The following is a 14629-nucleotide window of genomic DNA, read 5'->3' as shown; positions in this document are numbered from 1 at the left end:
AGGCCAGCACGACGCTACGGCGGCCGATCACGGCTTCAGCATCCCTTCGATCTCGGCCTTCATCTCCTCGTAGTCCGCTTCATCCCTGGCGAACGCGGCCTGTACGTCCAGCGCCTTCAGCAAGCTCGCACGAGCCTGCGCAGGATCACGCTCCAGCAGGGCCTCGCCCAACCAGGCATGGAGGTAGTAGTCGTTCGGATAGAGTTCGATGGCGCGTCGCAGCAGCACGATCACATGGTCCGTGTAGCCGCTGTTCTCCAGCCGGGAGATCAGGCCGTTCGCCTCGGCCAGGTCCCAAGGAAGGGTGTCCCCGAGGAAGCGCCAGCTCTGTTCCAGTTCCCACAGTAGTTCTTCAGGGGGAGGTGGTGGCGCGGTCAGCTTGTAGTTGCTGTCCACTGCGGCCAACGTGTCGCGCAGGGCGTAGGGCATTAACAGGGTGGAGAGCAGTTCCGGGAAGGCGATGATGGGCAGCGAGGTGTGACCTGCGCTGGGATACTCCTTGAACACGAAACGGCCTTCGGTGCGCGAGGCATCCGCAGCTCGGACCGCCGCGGTGAGCTCCGCATGATGACCACCATCCTTTAGCCGCTGGGGACCTCCCACGGCCACCAGCACGCGTTCGTTGGGATGGCTGATGAGGCGTTCAATGACCAGGGGCAGCGACTGCTTCACCTGGTGCAAGGGAGAGAGCGCGATCACCGCATCGAACGCACCCGGCGCGGCCAACGAGGCGTACAGGGCGAAGCTGGCCGTGAAGGAATGCCCCACCAGCACCGTGAGGTCACCAGGTTTGTAGGGCTTCAACAACGGAGGCAGCTCCTTGGTGAGCAGCTCCAGCAACGGCATGGTGGGCTGGTCGATGCTGTCCGGTGCGCTTTCCTGCACCCGATCCGCATGGGGCACCGTGACCACGATGGCCTGCGGTACTTCGTGCGTGTACTGCAGGAAGCGGATGTCGTTCAGCACCGGGTCGAGGAACCACTCATGCTGGCCATCGAGCACGACGAACACCGGCATGCGGACCTCATTGCTCGCGTAGCGGTGGAACTCCGGCAGGTGCACCACCACCTCGCGGTGGCCATTGAACGCGGTGGAATGGAAGCGCAGCGTGTCCGTTCGCTGGGCGTTGGTGGACAACGTGGTCAGGAGGAACGATATGGCAAAGACCGGCGATCGCATATGCGCGAAGTTCAGCCTTTGGCGTTCTTCCGGCCGAGGGCCTCCATCACATCCTGCCGGCGCCGGTGGCTCACGGGCACCTCCTGGCCGTTGGTGAGCACCAGTGTGCCCCCATCCCGATGCAGGTACATGCGCACCTGGGACATGTTCACCAGGTGGGAGAGGTGGACGCGCAGGAAGCCGTGCGGCTCCAAGGCCGCCTCGAACTCCTTCAGCGTGCGTGAGGCAAGCACCTTGTCCCCGTTCGCCAGGTGGAAGCGGGTGTAGTTGCCATCGCTCTCGCACCGCACGATCTCGGCGGGGGAGAGGAGGTGGAAGCCTTCCGCGGTGGGCAGCGTGAGCCGGTCGGTGAGCGCAAGGCGGAGCGCTTGCACCTGCTCGGCGGAGCGGTCCTCCACGGTCGCAATACGTTCCAAGGCTTCCTGCAGGTCCGCGCGGACCACGGGCTTCAGCAGGTAGTGGGCGGCTCCGTGCTTGAAGGCGTCCACCGCATAATGGTCGAAGGCTGTGATGAAGATCACGCGCGGCCGATGGCCCTCGAGCTGGTCAAGCACATCGAAGCCGGTGCCATCGCCCAGCCAGATGTCGAGCAGCAGCACATCGGGCCTTTCCCTGCCGATGAGCTCCACCGCGGTGACCACGTTCTCGGCCTCGCCCACCACCTTCAGCTCCAAGGGGATGCCGGCCAGAGCGGCCCGCAGGCTCGCACGGGCGGGTGCCTCATCATCCACGATCGCCAGCCGCAGCATGCTCGTCAAGTGTTCTCACCTGCATGCGCATGGTGATGGTGGTCCCCGAAGGTGTTCCTTCCGGATCGTGAAGATCGGTCACAAGGACCGTGTCGCTCAGGTTGCTCCGTTGGTCGAAGAGCTGCACACGCCGCCGCACCAGGTCCAGGCCCATGGAAGTGCCGCCGCGTCGGGATGGTCGTTGCGCGGCCGCCGCGCGGCCCACGCCATTGTCGGTCACCTCGATGTGCAGCACGGACCCGGCCTGGTCGATGAGCACCTGCACATGGCCGTTGCGCCCTGAAGGGAACGCGTGCTCCAGCGCGTTCTCCACCAGAGGTTGCACCAGCATGGGTGGCACGGCCACGCGTTCCGGACGCACGTAGGGCTGCACTTTCAGGTTCCAGGTGAACTGGCCGGGTCGGCGGTTGGCGCTGATCTGCAGGTAGTGCTCCACCAGCTCGATCTCCTGGGCCAGGGGAATGGTGCGCCGCCGGCTGGTCTCCAGCACCAGGCGGAGGTACTTGCTCAGGTGGCCCACGTGGTCGTTGGCCAGGGTGGCATCGCCGCCGGCATAGAGGCCGGGAATGGTGTTGAGCGCATTGAAGAGGAAGTGGGGGTCCATCTGCAGGCGCAGGGCCTGCTGCTCCAGTTCGGCCTCACGCTGGAGCGCACGTTGGCGGTTGCGTTGCACCACGGCCCACGCCAGCGTCGCAATGGCGAGGGCCAGCACACCGATGCCCACGGCGATCCACCGGTTGCGGTCGGCCCGCAGTTCGGCCAGGTCCTGCTGGGCACGCAGGCCCGCGTTCTCGCGGTCCTTGCGCTCGGTGTCGTAACGCAACCGCAGTTCCGACATCGCACTGCTCACACCGGCGTTCATCAGGGAGTCGCTGAGCACATGGTAGGTGCGGTAGTGCACCAGCGCGTTCGCGTGGTCGTTCATCTGCTCATGCAGGTTCGCCAGCGAGGCATGGGCCTCCTTCATGTCCTCCAGGGAACCGATGCGTTCTGAAATGGCCAGGCTGCTGTCGAGCAGGGGCTTCGCTTCCGCATGGCGGCCCTGTGCGCGACGGACATCACCCAGTCCGTAAAGACAACGGATCTCCACCTCGTAGTTCCCGTTCGAGCGTGCTTTATCCAAGGCATCGATATAGTACTGGGCTGCACTATCCAGTTGTCCCATGCGCTCGAAGGCAAGACCGATGTTGCTGAGCTGCATCTCGCGTTCGGCGCCGTGGTCCAGGCTGTCCTCGCATGCCAGGCTTTCCTTCAGCACCACCACGGCGGTATCGAGCTGGCCGGCCTCGATCAGCAGTACGCCCAACCCGTTCAAGCTGCTGTGCACGGCGCCGGGGTCATGCCTGCGTTTGAGGGTGATGCTGCGCAATAGATACGACATCGCTTGGTCGAGACTATCGCGGCGCCATTGCAGCAGGCTGAGGTTGTGCAGGGTACGTGCCATGCCCATGCTGTCGCCACGCAACTCCTTCAGGTGAAGGGAGGCCAGCCCTTCCTGGAGCGCACCCGCGTAGTCACCCTGAATCTGCCGCACCACGCCGATGTTGGTGTGCGCACTGCCGATCCAGAAGGTGTCCCTGGCTGTCGTCGCCAGGGACATCACCTCCTGGTAGCAGGCCAGGGCACTGTCCAACTGCGAGTTCCGCTGGTGTATTTGGCCCTTCATCGAGAGGGCATGCAGCCGCTGCTTCTGCAGTTCGGGCACGCCATCACTGGCCAGCAGAATGGGACGCAGCACGCTATCCGCTTCACCGGTCCTGCCGGTGCGGAAGTAGGTCAACGCGCTGTCCAGTTCGGTGCGGAAGGTCAGCGTATCCAGTTGGACGTGTTCCGCGGTGTGGCGGGAGGTCACCGGGTCACCGCAGGCGACCAGGTAGGTCATCACCGCGAAGAGGAACAGCCTGTTGATCACCGATCAAAAGTGCATCATCGCACGGCAACGCGTGCCAGGCGTGTGCCGTACGGTCCGATCGAACGAACATGGTAGGTGCCCGGGGCCACGCCATCCAGTTCCATCCGCGTGCGTTCATCGCTGGAGCGGAGCTCACGCACCGTGCGCCCCTGCGCATCGATGAGTTGGATCCGCTCGTTACCCGTCGTTTCTTCAATGATGAGGTGGTCACTGGCTGGCACAGGGAAGATGCGCCATGCGGGTCCGGTCACTTCGGTGAGGTCCGTGGAGATGATGGAGAAGCAATCGCTGGTGACAGTGCAGCCTTGGTCCGTGATGATCACGGCGTAGCTGCCGTTCTGTGAGGCCACGAAGCTTTGAGCGGTGGCACCCGTGATCGGGGCGTTGCCTTGCAGGCAATCGATCCATTGATAGGAAGCGCCGCTGAGCACGGCGGTCAGGACAGGGTCTTCCACCTGTACCGAGGCATCGACATCCACGATCGTGAGCTGCAGCGTGGCCGTACTGTCGCAACCAATGGCATTGATCAGCGAGGCCATGTAGGTGCCGCTGGTGGCGTAGGTGTTGCCGTTCCAGGAGTAGGCACCGCAGTTGCTCACCGTGGTGGTGGAGCTGGTGGGCTGGCTGATGGTGAGCTGCAGCGTGGCGGTGCTGTCGCATCCGGCGGCCGTGGTGAAGGTGGCGGTGTAGGTGCCGCTGGTGGTGTAGGTTGTCCCGTTCCACGTGTAGGCGTCACAGTTGCTCACAGTGGTGGTGCTGCCCACCACACCATCCTGGATGGTGAGCACGAGGAACACGGTGCTGTCGCAATTCGCGGTGCTGAGCAGGTTCACCACGTAGTCCCCGCTCTCGGTGAAGGTCTGTCCACCGATGGTGTAGCTGCCGCAGGCGGTCACGGTGAGGTCAGCGTACTGGTGGTCGCATTGGTCCAGCTTGATGAGGAAGGCATCCCCATCGGCCAGGTCCTCGGTATCGAAGAAGCTCTCGCCCGCGGTCGGGTCCAGGTCCACGTTGCCGCGGAAGCTGCCGGTGAGCACCACACCGCCGGTGGCGCTCACGTCGATCCCGCTGATGCCATCGCTCTGTGATCCGCCCACGCGGCGTGCCCATGCGAAAGTGCCGTCGGTGTTCACCTTGTAGACGAAGCCGTCGTTGGTGCCGGAGCTGGTGAGGTTGGAGGTGCCGATCGTGGGATCGAAGTCCGCTGTGCCGTAGAAGGAACCCGTCACATACACCCCGCCGTCAGCACCCACGAGCGCATTGGTGGAGTTGTCCACCACCGTACCTCCGACGCGTCCACTCCAGAGGTAGCCGCCCGCGCTGGTGAGCTTGATGAGGAAACCATCATCGCTACCGGCGGAGGTAAGGTTGTTCACACCGGCGCCGGGGTTGGCGTCCATCACATCGCGGAAGTTGCCCGTGATCCAGATGTTGTCATCGGCATCCACGTCCATGCCGTACAGGTGATCGGGCTGCGGGCTGCCGAGGATGTCCACCCACATGTAGTTGCCGTCCTCGTCGAGCTTCAGTACATAACCATCGCTGTTGCCGATGCCCTGGCGGTTCACCGTACCGGGGCCGGGGTTGAAGTCCACCACCGAGCCGAAGCCACCGGGCGAGAAGTCCCCACCGACCACCACCCCGTCCGTTGTGGCACGGATCACGTGCGCATAGTCGTTCTCCGGGGCACCGCCCACGCGGCCGGCCCAGAGCAGCACCCCATTGCTCGTCAGCTTGAAGAAGCACGCATCGCGATCGCCGAGGCTGGTCATGTTCAGGGCGAGCTCGTTGGTGACGGCGCCGTTAATGGTGCCCTCGAAGGAACCGGCAACGTAGATGGAACCGTCGGGGGCCTCATCCACGCTCACGCCGGCGCCCGAGCCGCGCCAGAACTTGGCCCATACCGTATTGCCCGCACCGCTCAAGCGCCACACGAAGCCGTATTGGCCCGAGGCCCCCACCCCGATGTTCAGTGTACCCGCGTTCGGGTTGAAATCCACCGTGCCATCGAAGCGGCCGGTGATGATCAGGTCGCCATTGGCCGCCACGGTCAAATCGCGGGCGCCGTCCGTGCCCGTGCCACCCACCCGCTTGCCCCATAGGAAGTCGCCCACACTGTTGAGCTTCACCACATAGATGTCGGCATCACCGGCACTGGTCAACGGTGCCGAGGTGGAACCGGGATCCAGGTCGAACGCACCGTAGAAGTTGCCGACCACGTAGATGCTTCCATCCGGCGCATAGGCCGCGCGCACGGCGCTGTCGTCGCCATTGCCGGGCTGCACGCCACCGAACTGTCTTGCATAGGCGAACTCGGGGGGCTGGGTCCAGACCGCCGTGGTCGTGAGGACCATGACCAACGCGAAGAAGAGCCTTTTATTCAGCATGTGTGTGGAATAGATGAGGTCAAAGGTGAAGCGCCAGGATACGTCTGTCCGGCTCCATCTAATGAACGTGCCATCCCACCGATCCGGCGTAGAGCGATTGGGGATGGACGCGGTGCGAAGACCTATCCGATGCGTTCCACCCGTAACCGTTGGTGCTCTGCACCGAGTTGCAGCGTTGCCACCTCACCCGCACGCCTGCCCATCAGTGCTCTGGCCAGCGGTGCGGTGAAGGCGATGCGGCCCTGTTTCACATCGGCCTCGTCCACGCCCACGATGGTGAAGGTGAGCGTGGTGCCCGTCATCCGCCCGGCCTCATGGGTGAAGGTCACCGTGCTGCCGAAGCGCACCTCCTCCGTGTCCGCAGCGGGTTCCACAAGCCGTGCGGTCACGATGCGTTCGTTCAGCAGGGCAAGCCGGCCATCGATCACGGCATGGGCGCGTCGGCGTTCGTCCTCGCTGCCCACCACGGTGGCGCGTTCGGCCTCCAATGCGCTGCGTTCCTCCTGCAGCAGCTGCAGCCCGCGCCGGGTCACGTAGTTCGGCACGCCTTCGGGCAGCGCGGCACGCGGCGGGATGAAGGGTGCCTCCTCCTGGTCGTCCTCTTTGACGAAGCCGCGGCTCATCGCCTCACCGGGTGGTGATCACGTTGTGGTTGGTATTGCCCAGGGCCTGTGTGGTCCAGGCGCCGGCGCCACTCTCATCCACTGCAAAGGCGTAGGCAGTGCTGAAGTTCCACACCACGATCTTGTCGCCGTGGGCCACGTTGCTGTGGTTGGTGCTGCCCAGTGGTTGCACGGTCCAGGTGCCTGCCCCGCCGCCATCCACATGGAAGGCGTAGGCGTTGCTGTTGTTGTAGAGCACGATGGAACGGTCCGTGGCCACGCCGATGTGGTTGGTGTTGCCCAGTGCCTGCACGCTCCAGTGCCCCACGCCGCTGTTGTCCAGGTAAAAGGCATAGGCGTTGCTGCTGTTGTAGAGCACCACGGCGCGCTTGGAGGCAATGCCGAGGTGATTGGTGTTGCCCAGTTGTTGGGTGAGCCAGGTGCCCTGCCCCTCGGGGGTCTGGTAATAGCCATAGGCCGTGCTGCTGTTGTAGAGCACGATGAGGCTGTCCGTGTTGGTGGGTGCGCAGCCATCGGCACCGGGCATGCCTTGCGGACCGGGAGGGCCGGGCTCGCTATTGGCGGCATACAAGGCATAGGGCACGCTCAGCAATTGGCTGGTGCCTGCGATGGTGTAGTTGCCACCGCCGTTGGGGTCGGTCTCGCTGCGCAGGAAGTAGGGGCCGCTGGCCCAATCGATGGCCTCCATGCTGCCGCTCTGCACCGCGCCGCCGCCCACCTCCACGCTCACCAGTCCGTTGGCGTTGGTGGGGGCGCTGTGGGTCTCCACATACACCGCGGTGCCTGTGGCACTGCCCTGCAGGATGCTGAGCCGCATGCCCACCGTGGCGTTGGTCACCAGGGCATTGGCCTCGTCGCGCACCACGGCCTGGTAGCTCATGCGCTGGGGGGCTTGCGCGTTCAGGTGCAGGGCGAGCGTCAGGGTCGCCGCTGAAAGGAGGAGGTGCGTTCTCATCGTTTCTGGAGGGTGATGCGGTTGTAGGGGCCGCCTTGAGCGGTGATGAGCAAGAGGTAGGTGCCGGAGGCCTGTGCCGCCAGAGGGACCGTCAACGAGGTGCCGGTCACCGCGCCCTGCTGCACCAAGGCACCCGAGGCGCTGTACAAGGCGTAGTGCGCTGGTCCGGGCAGGGGAGCATCCCAACTGACCTGCACCGCTTCCCCGGCCGGGTTGGGCCACACGTTCACGTGGGGCTCCTGGGCTTCCGGTGCGCTGGTCACCAGCCATTCGTAAGGCTGCTGCACGCCGCGTTGCACGCTGCCACCGGGCGCCAGCGTGGCTTCATAGGCCACCTGGCCCACGGTCCAGCTCACCGTTCCGCCGCCACCCGCGCTTTCGGCACTGGCCGGTGCGATCGCTTGCTGGGCCCTCACCAGACAGGCAATCGATATGAAGGTCCACAGCAGGCCGGCGCGCAGCATAGGGCCAAAGTACCCGTTTTCCGGCATGGTGCCTGAGAACGGTCAGCTGCCCGTTCGTCCCTACTGCGTACGCCCGTGATTAAATAACACGTATTCAGATGTTCAAAGTGAGCAGCACGAATGTTGTCGATGGTGACACCGCCGCACCCTTGCTGGTGTATGACAAGGGTGCTGCAACGGCGGCGACTGCTCGCCCCAGTTGAGCTGGCAGGGCGCACCGAGGGGCACGCAGAGCCATGCCACCCGTACTTTTGCCCTGCGATGCTGAAACAAGGCCTATATCAGAAGCTCCAGCAAAAGCTCTCCCCGCAGCAGATCCAGCTGATGAAGATGCTGCAGCTGCCGACCGTGGAGATGGAGGAGCGGATCCGGCAAGAAATCGAGGAGAATCCCGCACTGGAAAGCGGCGAGGAGGAGCATGCCGAGGAGGCTCCCACGGAGGAGCAGGCCATCGCCGAGAGCAGCGAGCTCGACACCGACGCCAACGAGGAGAACGAGCGGGACGACTTCGACCTGAGCGACTACTTCCCCGATGACGACACGCCCGACTACAAGCTGAGCGTGAAGAACAGCGGCCCGGACGAGGAGGAGCGCGAGATCCCACTGGCCGGCGGCACCACTTTCCAGGATGCCTTACGCCAGCAACTGGCCCTGCGCGATTGCGACGATCGCACCGAGCTGCTCGCCGAGCACCTGATCGGCAACCTCGACGAGGACGGCTACCTGCGCCGCGAGCTGGATGCCATCGTCAACGACCTGGCCTTCACGCAGAACATCAGCGCCACCCGCGAGGAGCTGCATAAGGCGCTGAAGGAGGTGCAGGACCTCGACCCCGCGGGCACCGGCGCGCGCAGCCTCCAGGAATGCCTGCTGCTGCAGGTGCGCCGCATGCCGCACAGCCTGGACCAGCGGATCGCGGAGGAGATCCTGGAGAAGCACTTCGATGCCTTCAGCAAGAAGCATTACGACCGCATACTGGAACGGCTCGAGATCGATGAGGAGGCCCTGAAGGAGGCCATCGACCTCATCACCCGACTCAACCCGAAGCCTGGAAACACACTGCGTGAGACCGCCGCGCCCAGCCAGGAAATCGTGCCCGACTTCAGCGTGCTGGCCATCGATGGGCAGCTCGAGCTCTCCATCAACGGCCGTAATGCGCCGGAGCTCCGCGTGAGCCGCGCCTACCGCGACATGATGCAGGAGTACCAGCGCAACAAGAAGGACAAGGCCGCCAAGGAAGCGCTGGTCTTCATCAAGCAGAAGCTGGACAGCGCCAAGTGGTTCATCGACGCCATCAAGCAGCGGCAGCATACGCTTCTCGTGACCATGGAGGCCATCATGGAGCACCAGCGCGATTTCTTCCTCACCGGCGACGAGACCAAGCTGAAGCCGATGATCCTGAAGGACATCGCTGAGAAGGTGGGGCTCGACATCAGCACCATCAGCCGGGTGGCCAACAGCAAATACGTGCAGACCAATCACGGCACCTTCCTGCTCAAGTTCTTCTTCAGCGAGAGCCTCACCACCCAGGAAGGCGAGGAGGTGAGCACACGCGAGGTGAAGAAGATCCTGAAGGACGCCATCGAGGCGGAGGACAAGCGCAAGCCGCTCACCGACGATGAGCTCACAGCCCTGCTGAAGGAGAAAGGCTACAACATCGCGCGGCGCACGGTGGCCAAGTACCGTGAGCAGCTGGCCCTGCCCGTGGCGCGCCTCCGCAAAGAGCTGTGAACGACGGCAGCGCATGGCACGGGTCTCGGTCGAGTTCCAAGGGCGGCTGCTTCGCCGGACGGGGGGAAGTGCCCGCCCAGGAGCGCTGCGCTTGATGCACTGATGCCCTCCCGATGCGCCCCATCGCCCTCGCACTCTCCTACGCCCTTCACCCGCTGCTGATGCCCTTGCTCACGCTCTGGCTCGCGCTGGAGCTCGATGCGCACCTGGGCTACTTCCTCGACGATCAGGCGCGCTGGCTGCTGCTCGCCATGGTGGGGCTGATGACGGTGGCCTTCCCGCTCACCAGCGCGCTGCTGCTGCGCCGGGCTGGGCTCATCACCAGCCTGGAGATGCCTCGGCGAAGCGAGCGCATCGCGCCCTACGCCATGACCTTGCTGTACTACGGCATGACCTGGTACCTGCTCGCGCGCTCGCCGCTGCATCCGCTGGCGTTGGCGCTCTTCAGCGGCGCGGTGCTGGCCTTGTTGATGGCCACCCTCATCACCCTGCGGTGGAAGGTGAGCGCACATATGATCGGCATCGGCGGTTGCCTGGGCGCGGTGGCCGCACTCGACCTGATGCACCGGCTGGGAGCCTTCCTGCCGCTCTGCCTGCTCGTGGTGGTGGCGGGCGCCCTCGGCACGGCGCGGCTGCTCACCAGCGACCACACCCCCGCCCAGGTCTATGCCGGTGCGCTGCTGGGCTTCGCGTGCGTATTCGGCATGGTGACATGGATGCCACCCCTGCCCTTCTGAGGGCGTTACCGCACCAGGTTCACATGGCCGATCGCCTCGTGCAGCCGGCCGCTGAGCTCGGTGGCCTTCACCTTCCACACGTAGGTGTCGATGGGCGATTCGCGGCCCTTGTAGGTGCCGTCCCAGCGGCCCTGCAGCTGCTCGGTGCGCCAGATGAGCTCGCCCCAACGGTTGAAAACCAGCAGCTCGAAATCGCGGATGTCCTTGCCGAGCGCGCCGAAGCCGTCATTGAACCCGTCGCCGTTGGGCGTGAAGGTGTTGGGCAGGTAAAGGCTGCCCGTGACGGTGATCGTGACCGCATCGGTCTTCGTGCAGCCCAGGCTGTCGGTGATGGTCACCGTGTAGGTGGTGGTCTGCTCGGGCCGCACCCAGGGCGATTCGCTCAGCGGGTCATCGAACCCCTCGCTGGGCGACCAGGTCCAGGTGCCGCTGCCGGTGGCCGTCAGCTGAACGGCATCGCCGTACTCGATGAGTCGGTCGCGACCGGCATCGATGAACGGCCATGGCAGCAGGTCGACCTGCGCGAACGCGGTATCGGAGCAGCCGTTGGCATCGAATGCCACCACACGATAGAGCGTGCTCTGCGCCGGCACGGCCACGGGATCGGGGATGGTATCACTGGTGAGCCCGGCAGCTGGTGACCATATATAGCGCACGCCGCCGTTCGCGCCCAGCGGCACAGGATAGCCCGGGCAGACGAGCGTATCCGGCCAGGCATCCGCCGTCACGTAGATGAGGTCCACGAAGGCGCTGTCGGTAAGTGTGCCGCAGGCATTCACCAAGGTGACGATGTAGAGCGTGGGCACGGTGGGCGTCACCGTCGGTGATTGGACATCCAGGGATGTGATGCCATTGGCCGGCTGCCAGGCGTAGGCATCGGCCGGTGTTGCCACGAGCTGAGCGCTGGTGCCGAAGCAGATGGTGGTGTCCTGCAGCTGGGGCAGCGGAGGGGCATCGTACACGTTCACCGTCACGCTGTCCGTCACCACGCAGCCTTCCGGCGTGGTCAGGACCACGGTGTAGGTGGTGGGCGCCACGGGCGTGGCCGTAGGCGCTGCAGCCGATGGGTCGCTGAGCGTGGCAGCCGGGCTCCATAGATAATCCACGCCACCCGAGGCCGTGAGCACCACGCTGCCCCCCAAACAGGTGGAGGTATCCGGCGAGAGCCCATAGGCCGGAACGATGATGGTGACGGTGACGGGCTCACTGTCATTGCCGCAGGCATCGGTGGCGGTGACCGTGTACGTGGTGGTCTGTACCGGCGAGGCCCACGGGTCGGCCGCGCCCGGATCGCTCAGCCCTGCTGCCGGCGACCAGAGGTAGGAAGCACCGCCGCTGGCTGAGAGCTGAACGCTGTCCCCCGGGCAGACCGGCGCCACGGCGTCCACCGCGACCACGGGTGGCGGCAGCACAGTGACCGTGAGCGTAGCGGTGTCGGAAGTGACGCAGCCTGCGCTGTTGCTCAGCACCATCGTTACCGTGTACTCCCCGGCGGAAGCGAACGCATGAGCCGGCGCCTGCACGGTGCTGGTGGGGCTCCCGTCGCCGAAGTCCCACAGGTAATCGGTGCCCCCGACGCTGCTGTTGGTGAACTGCGCCGTGGCACCCGCGCAGATCGACGATGGCCCGTTGATGCCGATGATCGCCTGAGCCGGGGAGAGGTCGAACTTGAACACCCCGAGGTTGCAGTTGAAGCTGCCATTGGTGGTACTCCAGGCGCCTGGCGTGGTGGGGAAGTCATCCTGGCTGCCGCAGCCCGCGCATACCGCGTGGTATACCGTGCCGTTCTTGTCGAAACGGCTGGTGCCGCCATCTACATGCTCGGAGCTCGTTGCGCCGCCGAAGTAGGTGGCATAGGCCAGCGCCACCGCCTCGGGCTCCAGCACCATCAGGTGCACATCGCTGCCGTTGGTGGTGGCCTGGAAGGCATCCGGCGTGAGCGGGGAACCCGTGGTGGAGCTGCTGCCGTTGCCGGCATTGCCGTTGGTGATGCCGGCCCAGCCGCTCAGGTAGATCTGGCCGCAATCGCTCACGAGGAAGGCCGTTGGCGAGAGGTCCTGCCCCGGATTGCCATTGCCCAGGCGGGTGCTCCAGAGCGAAGCGGAGAGGTCGTTGCTGAGCTTGTGCACGAACTGCGTGCTGCCCGGGTTGGAATACTTGCCCGGAGTCACGGGATAGGCGCCGCGCGTCTGCCCGACGGCGAACACCTCATCCGCCGTGTTGAGCTGCACGAAATAGGCCTGGTCGTAAGCCCCGGTGCCTAAGTAGGTGGCGGAAAGGAGCGCCGTGCCGGCGGCATTGTAGCGGGCGAGATAGCCGTCGGCATCCCCGTTGTGGCTGTTGTCGGCCGGCGTTCCTGCCATGGGCAGGTCGGCGCTGGTGGTGCCGCCGCTGATGAAGATGCGCCCGTTCCCGTCCAGCTGAACGCCCAGCCCGTTCTCATCGCCGCTGCCGCCATAGTAGGTGCCCCAAAGCAGCGTGGTCAGCCCTGGGTTGAGGCGGAAGAGGTAGGCGTCCTGCCCGCCGCCCGATGCGGGCTGAGGCGCACCGGCCGATGTCGGCATATCCGGGCTGCGCGTGGTGGTGGCTACCAGGCAATTGCCGGCGGCATCCAGCACGATCTCCCCGCGGAAGTGATCGCCGTAGTTGTGGGTGAGCACACCGGAGTTGTTGAGCCCATCGTGCCCCGAGCCGCCTATGTAGGTGCATCCGGCAAGGGCTGTGGCACCGGCGTTGAAATGCGCCACGAAGATGTCGGTGCCGTTGTTGTGGAAGAAGCCGTACCCGCCGCTGATGTTGGTCCAGGTGACGGAACCGCCCCCGGGATTGAAGGTGGCGTCATAGGCCCCTGGGGTGGTGGGGAAGTCCGCTGAGCCCGTGGCGCCCATCACGAAGAGCTCGTCCTGGTCGTTCACCACCAGGCTGTGCGGGCTCTCACTGCCGCTGCCGCCGAGATAGGTGCTCCAGACCAAGGTGCTGCCATCGGGGCTCCATTTGCTGATGCCCACGTCCATATTGCCGCCTGCGAAGAAGCCCTGCAGCGCCCCCACCGTGAGCGGATAGCCGGTGTTGAACACGATGCCCCCGCCGTAGAGGTGGCCGCTGCCATCATAGGTGGCCGTGAAGCCGAAGTTGTCCGCCGAGCTGCCGCTGTAGCTTCCGAAGGTGAGCACCGGATCGATCACGAGCCCCAGGCCGGTGGCACCCTCCACCGCGAAGCTGAGCACATCGCCTTCCAGCCGGTAGGCCGATGGTACCGCTCGCTGTGCGGACCGGCCCGACGCTGACGCCGGGATGAAGGAGACCGGCTGCTGCTCCACCACGGTGCCGGTGGAGAGCACCACGTGCAGCGCACCCTGCTTCAGTTCCAGTCCATCCTGCCCCTCATAGCGGAGCCGGATCAGGCCGGGATCGGCGCCGGGCGCCACGAGCAGGTCGTACTTCAGCCCCTCCTTGCCGCTCAAGCGCAGGTCGATGCCCGGCCAGACTTGGCGCAGCAGCACCTCGCCGTAGACGGCACAACCAGCGCCCCAGCCCATGGGGTCGTTGCCCACGAAGTGGTTCTCGTAGTGCGGCTGCCGGTGGGCACCCTCCCAGCCTTGGGCCCGGCCGCCCGTAAAATGGACCCGATAGGCATGGGCCTTGCCTTCATCAGCAGGGCCTTGACCCGGGTGCGCATGGCCGTGGCGCCGCAGCGGGCTCTCGCTGAACTGCACGTAGGTAAGGGCCTCCCGCTCCACGAAGAGCGCGCCGCCGGGGACCAGGGCACGGTAAAGCACATGGTCGGGCCATTGTCCCCTGTTCTCGGTGAAGAGGGCCCCTTGCGCGCCAGCAAGCGCACCCATGGCCGAGGCCAGGAACGATATGAGGAGCAGGGCCCGCACGGTGCCGG

Annotated in this window: 10 protein-coding genes; 2 read left to right on the top strand and 8 right to left on the bottom strand. The window is 65.2% G+C overall.

What is annotated here, in order from left to right:
- Positions 1 to 27: 27 nt before the first annotated feature.
- The 7 genes from QY325_13360 to QY325_13330 form a co-directional block, all read right to left on the bottom strand.
- Positions 28 to 1137 (bottom strand): alpha/beta hydrolase-fold protein, encoded by a 1110-nt coding sequence (locus QY325_13360; protein ID WKZ65743.1) that lies wholly within the window; start codon positions 1135 to 1137, stop codon positions 28 to 30.
- Positions 1138 to 1190: 53 nt separating this feature from the next.
- Positions 1191 to 1928 carry a LytTR family DNA-binding domain-containing protein gene (locus tag QY325_13355; protein WKZ65742.1) on the bottom strand — a complete coding sequence of 246 codons (738 nt, stop codon included), beginning with the start codon at positions 1926 to 1928 and terminating at the stop codon, positions 1191 to 1193.
- Positions 1903 to 3840, bottom strand: coding sequence for a tetratricopeptide repeat protein (locus tag QY325_13350; protein ID WKZ65741.1), 1938 nt, complete (start codon positions 3838 to 3840; stop codon positions 1903 to 1905). Before QY325_13350 ends, QY325_13355 begins: the two co-directional genes overlap by 26 nt.
- Before the next feature lie 14 nt (positions 3841 to 3854).
- Positions 3855 to 6227: a T9SS type A sorting domain-containing protein gene (locus QY325_13345; protein WKZ65740.1), complete on the bottom strand. Its 2373-nt coding sequence runs from the start codon at positions 6225 to 6227 to the stop codon at positions 3855 to 3857.
- A 122-nt stretch (positions 6228 to 6349) separates the two neighbouring features.
- Positions 6350 to 6850: a GreA/GreB family elongation factor gene (locus tag QY325_13340; GenBank protein WKZ65739.1), complete on the bottom strand. Its 501-nt coding sequence runs from the start codon at positions 6848 to 6850 to the stop codon at positions 6350 to 6352.
- 4 nt (positions 6851 to 6854) lie between these two features.
- Positions 6855 to 7805: a hypothetical protein gene (locus QY325_13335; protein ID WKZ65738.1), complete on the bottom strand. Its 951-nt coding sequence runs from the start codon at positions 7803 to 7805 to the stop codon at positions 6855 to 6857.
- Entirely contained in the window at positions 7802 to 8269 is a 468-nt protein-coding gene (locus tag QY325_13330; protein ID WKZ65737.1) for a T9SS type A sorting domain-containing protein, read from the bottom strand. Before QY325_13330 ends, QY325_13335 begins: the two co-directional genes overlap by 4 nt.
- Before the next feature lie 261 nt (positions 8270 to 8530).
- Here QY325_13330 and rpoN point away from each other — a divergent pair, with 261 nt between their 5' ends.
- Together rpoN and QY325_13320 are read left to right on the top strand one after the other, a co-directional pair.
- The gene (gene rpoN, locus QY325_13325) at positions 8531 to 10000 is read left to right on the top strand and encodes an RNA polymerase factor sigma-54 (GenBank protein WKZ65736.1); all 1470 of its coding nucleotides are present in this window, start codon (positions 8531 to 8533) and stop codon (positions 9998 to 10000) included.
- A gap of 113 nt (positions 10001 to 10113) precedes the next feature.
- The gene (locus tag QY325_13320; GenBank protein ID WKZ65735.1) at positions 10114 to 10737 is read left to right on the top strand and encodes a hypothetical protein; all 624 of its coding nucleotides are present in this window, start codon (positions 10114 to 10116) and stop codon (positions 10735 to 10737) included.
- Between the two features lie 5 nt (positions 10738 to 10742).
- Here QY325_13320 and QY325_13315 read toward each other — a convergent pair whose 3' ends face one another.
- Positions 10743 to 14582, bottom strand: a complete 3840-nt coding sequence (locus QY325_13315; GenBank protein WKZ65734.1) for a gliding motility-associated C-terminal domain-containing protein — start codon at positions 14580 to 14582, stop codon at positions 10743 to 10745.
- Positions 14583 to 14629 lie beyond the last annotated feature (47 nt).

Source organism: Flavobacteriales bacterium, from assembly GCA_030584065.1.
Classification (GTDB): domain Bacteria; phylum Bacteroidota; class Bacteroidia; order Flavobacteriales_F; family PHOS-HE28; genus PHOS-HE28.
Note: the sequence above shows the minus strand (reverse complement) of the source record. Positions and strands in the feature narration are given on the sequence as shown.

Bases quoted from the DNA above. Each gene is read 5' to 3' on its own strand.
- QY325_13355 (WKZ65742.1), bottom strand. From the start codon at position 1,928: ATGCTGCGGCTGGCGATCGTGGATGATGAGGCACCCGCCCGTGCGAGC.
- QY325_13345 (WKZ65740.1), bottom strand. From the start codon at position 6,227: ATGCTGAATAAAAGGCTCTTCTTCGCGTTGGTCATGGTCCTCACGACC.
- QY325_13340 (WKZ65739.1), bottom strand. From the start codon at position 6,850: ATGAGCCGCGGCTTCGTCAAAGAGGACGACCAGGAGGAGGCACCCTTC.
- QY325_13335 (WKZ65738.1), bottom strand. From the start codon at position 7,805: ATGAGAACGCACCTCCTCCTTTCAGCGGCGACCCTGACGCTCGCCCTG.
- QY325_13330 (WKZ65737.1), bottom strand. From the start codon at position 8,269: ATGCTGCGCGCCGGCCTGCTGTGGACCTTCATATCGATTGCCTGTCTG.
- rpoN (WKZ65736.1), top strand. From the start codon at position 8,531: ATGCTGAAACAAGGCCTATATCAGAAGCTCCAGCAAAAGCTCTCCCCG.
- QY325_13320 (WKZ65735.1), top strand. From the start codon at position 10,114: ATGCGCCCCATCGCCCTCGCACTCTCCTACGCCCTTCACCCGCTGCTG.
- QY325_13315 (WKZ65734.1), bottom strand. From the start codon at position 14,582: ATGGGTGCGCTTGCTGGCGCGCAAGGGGCCCTCTTCACCGAGAACAGG.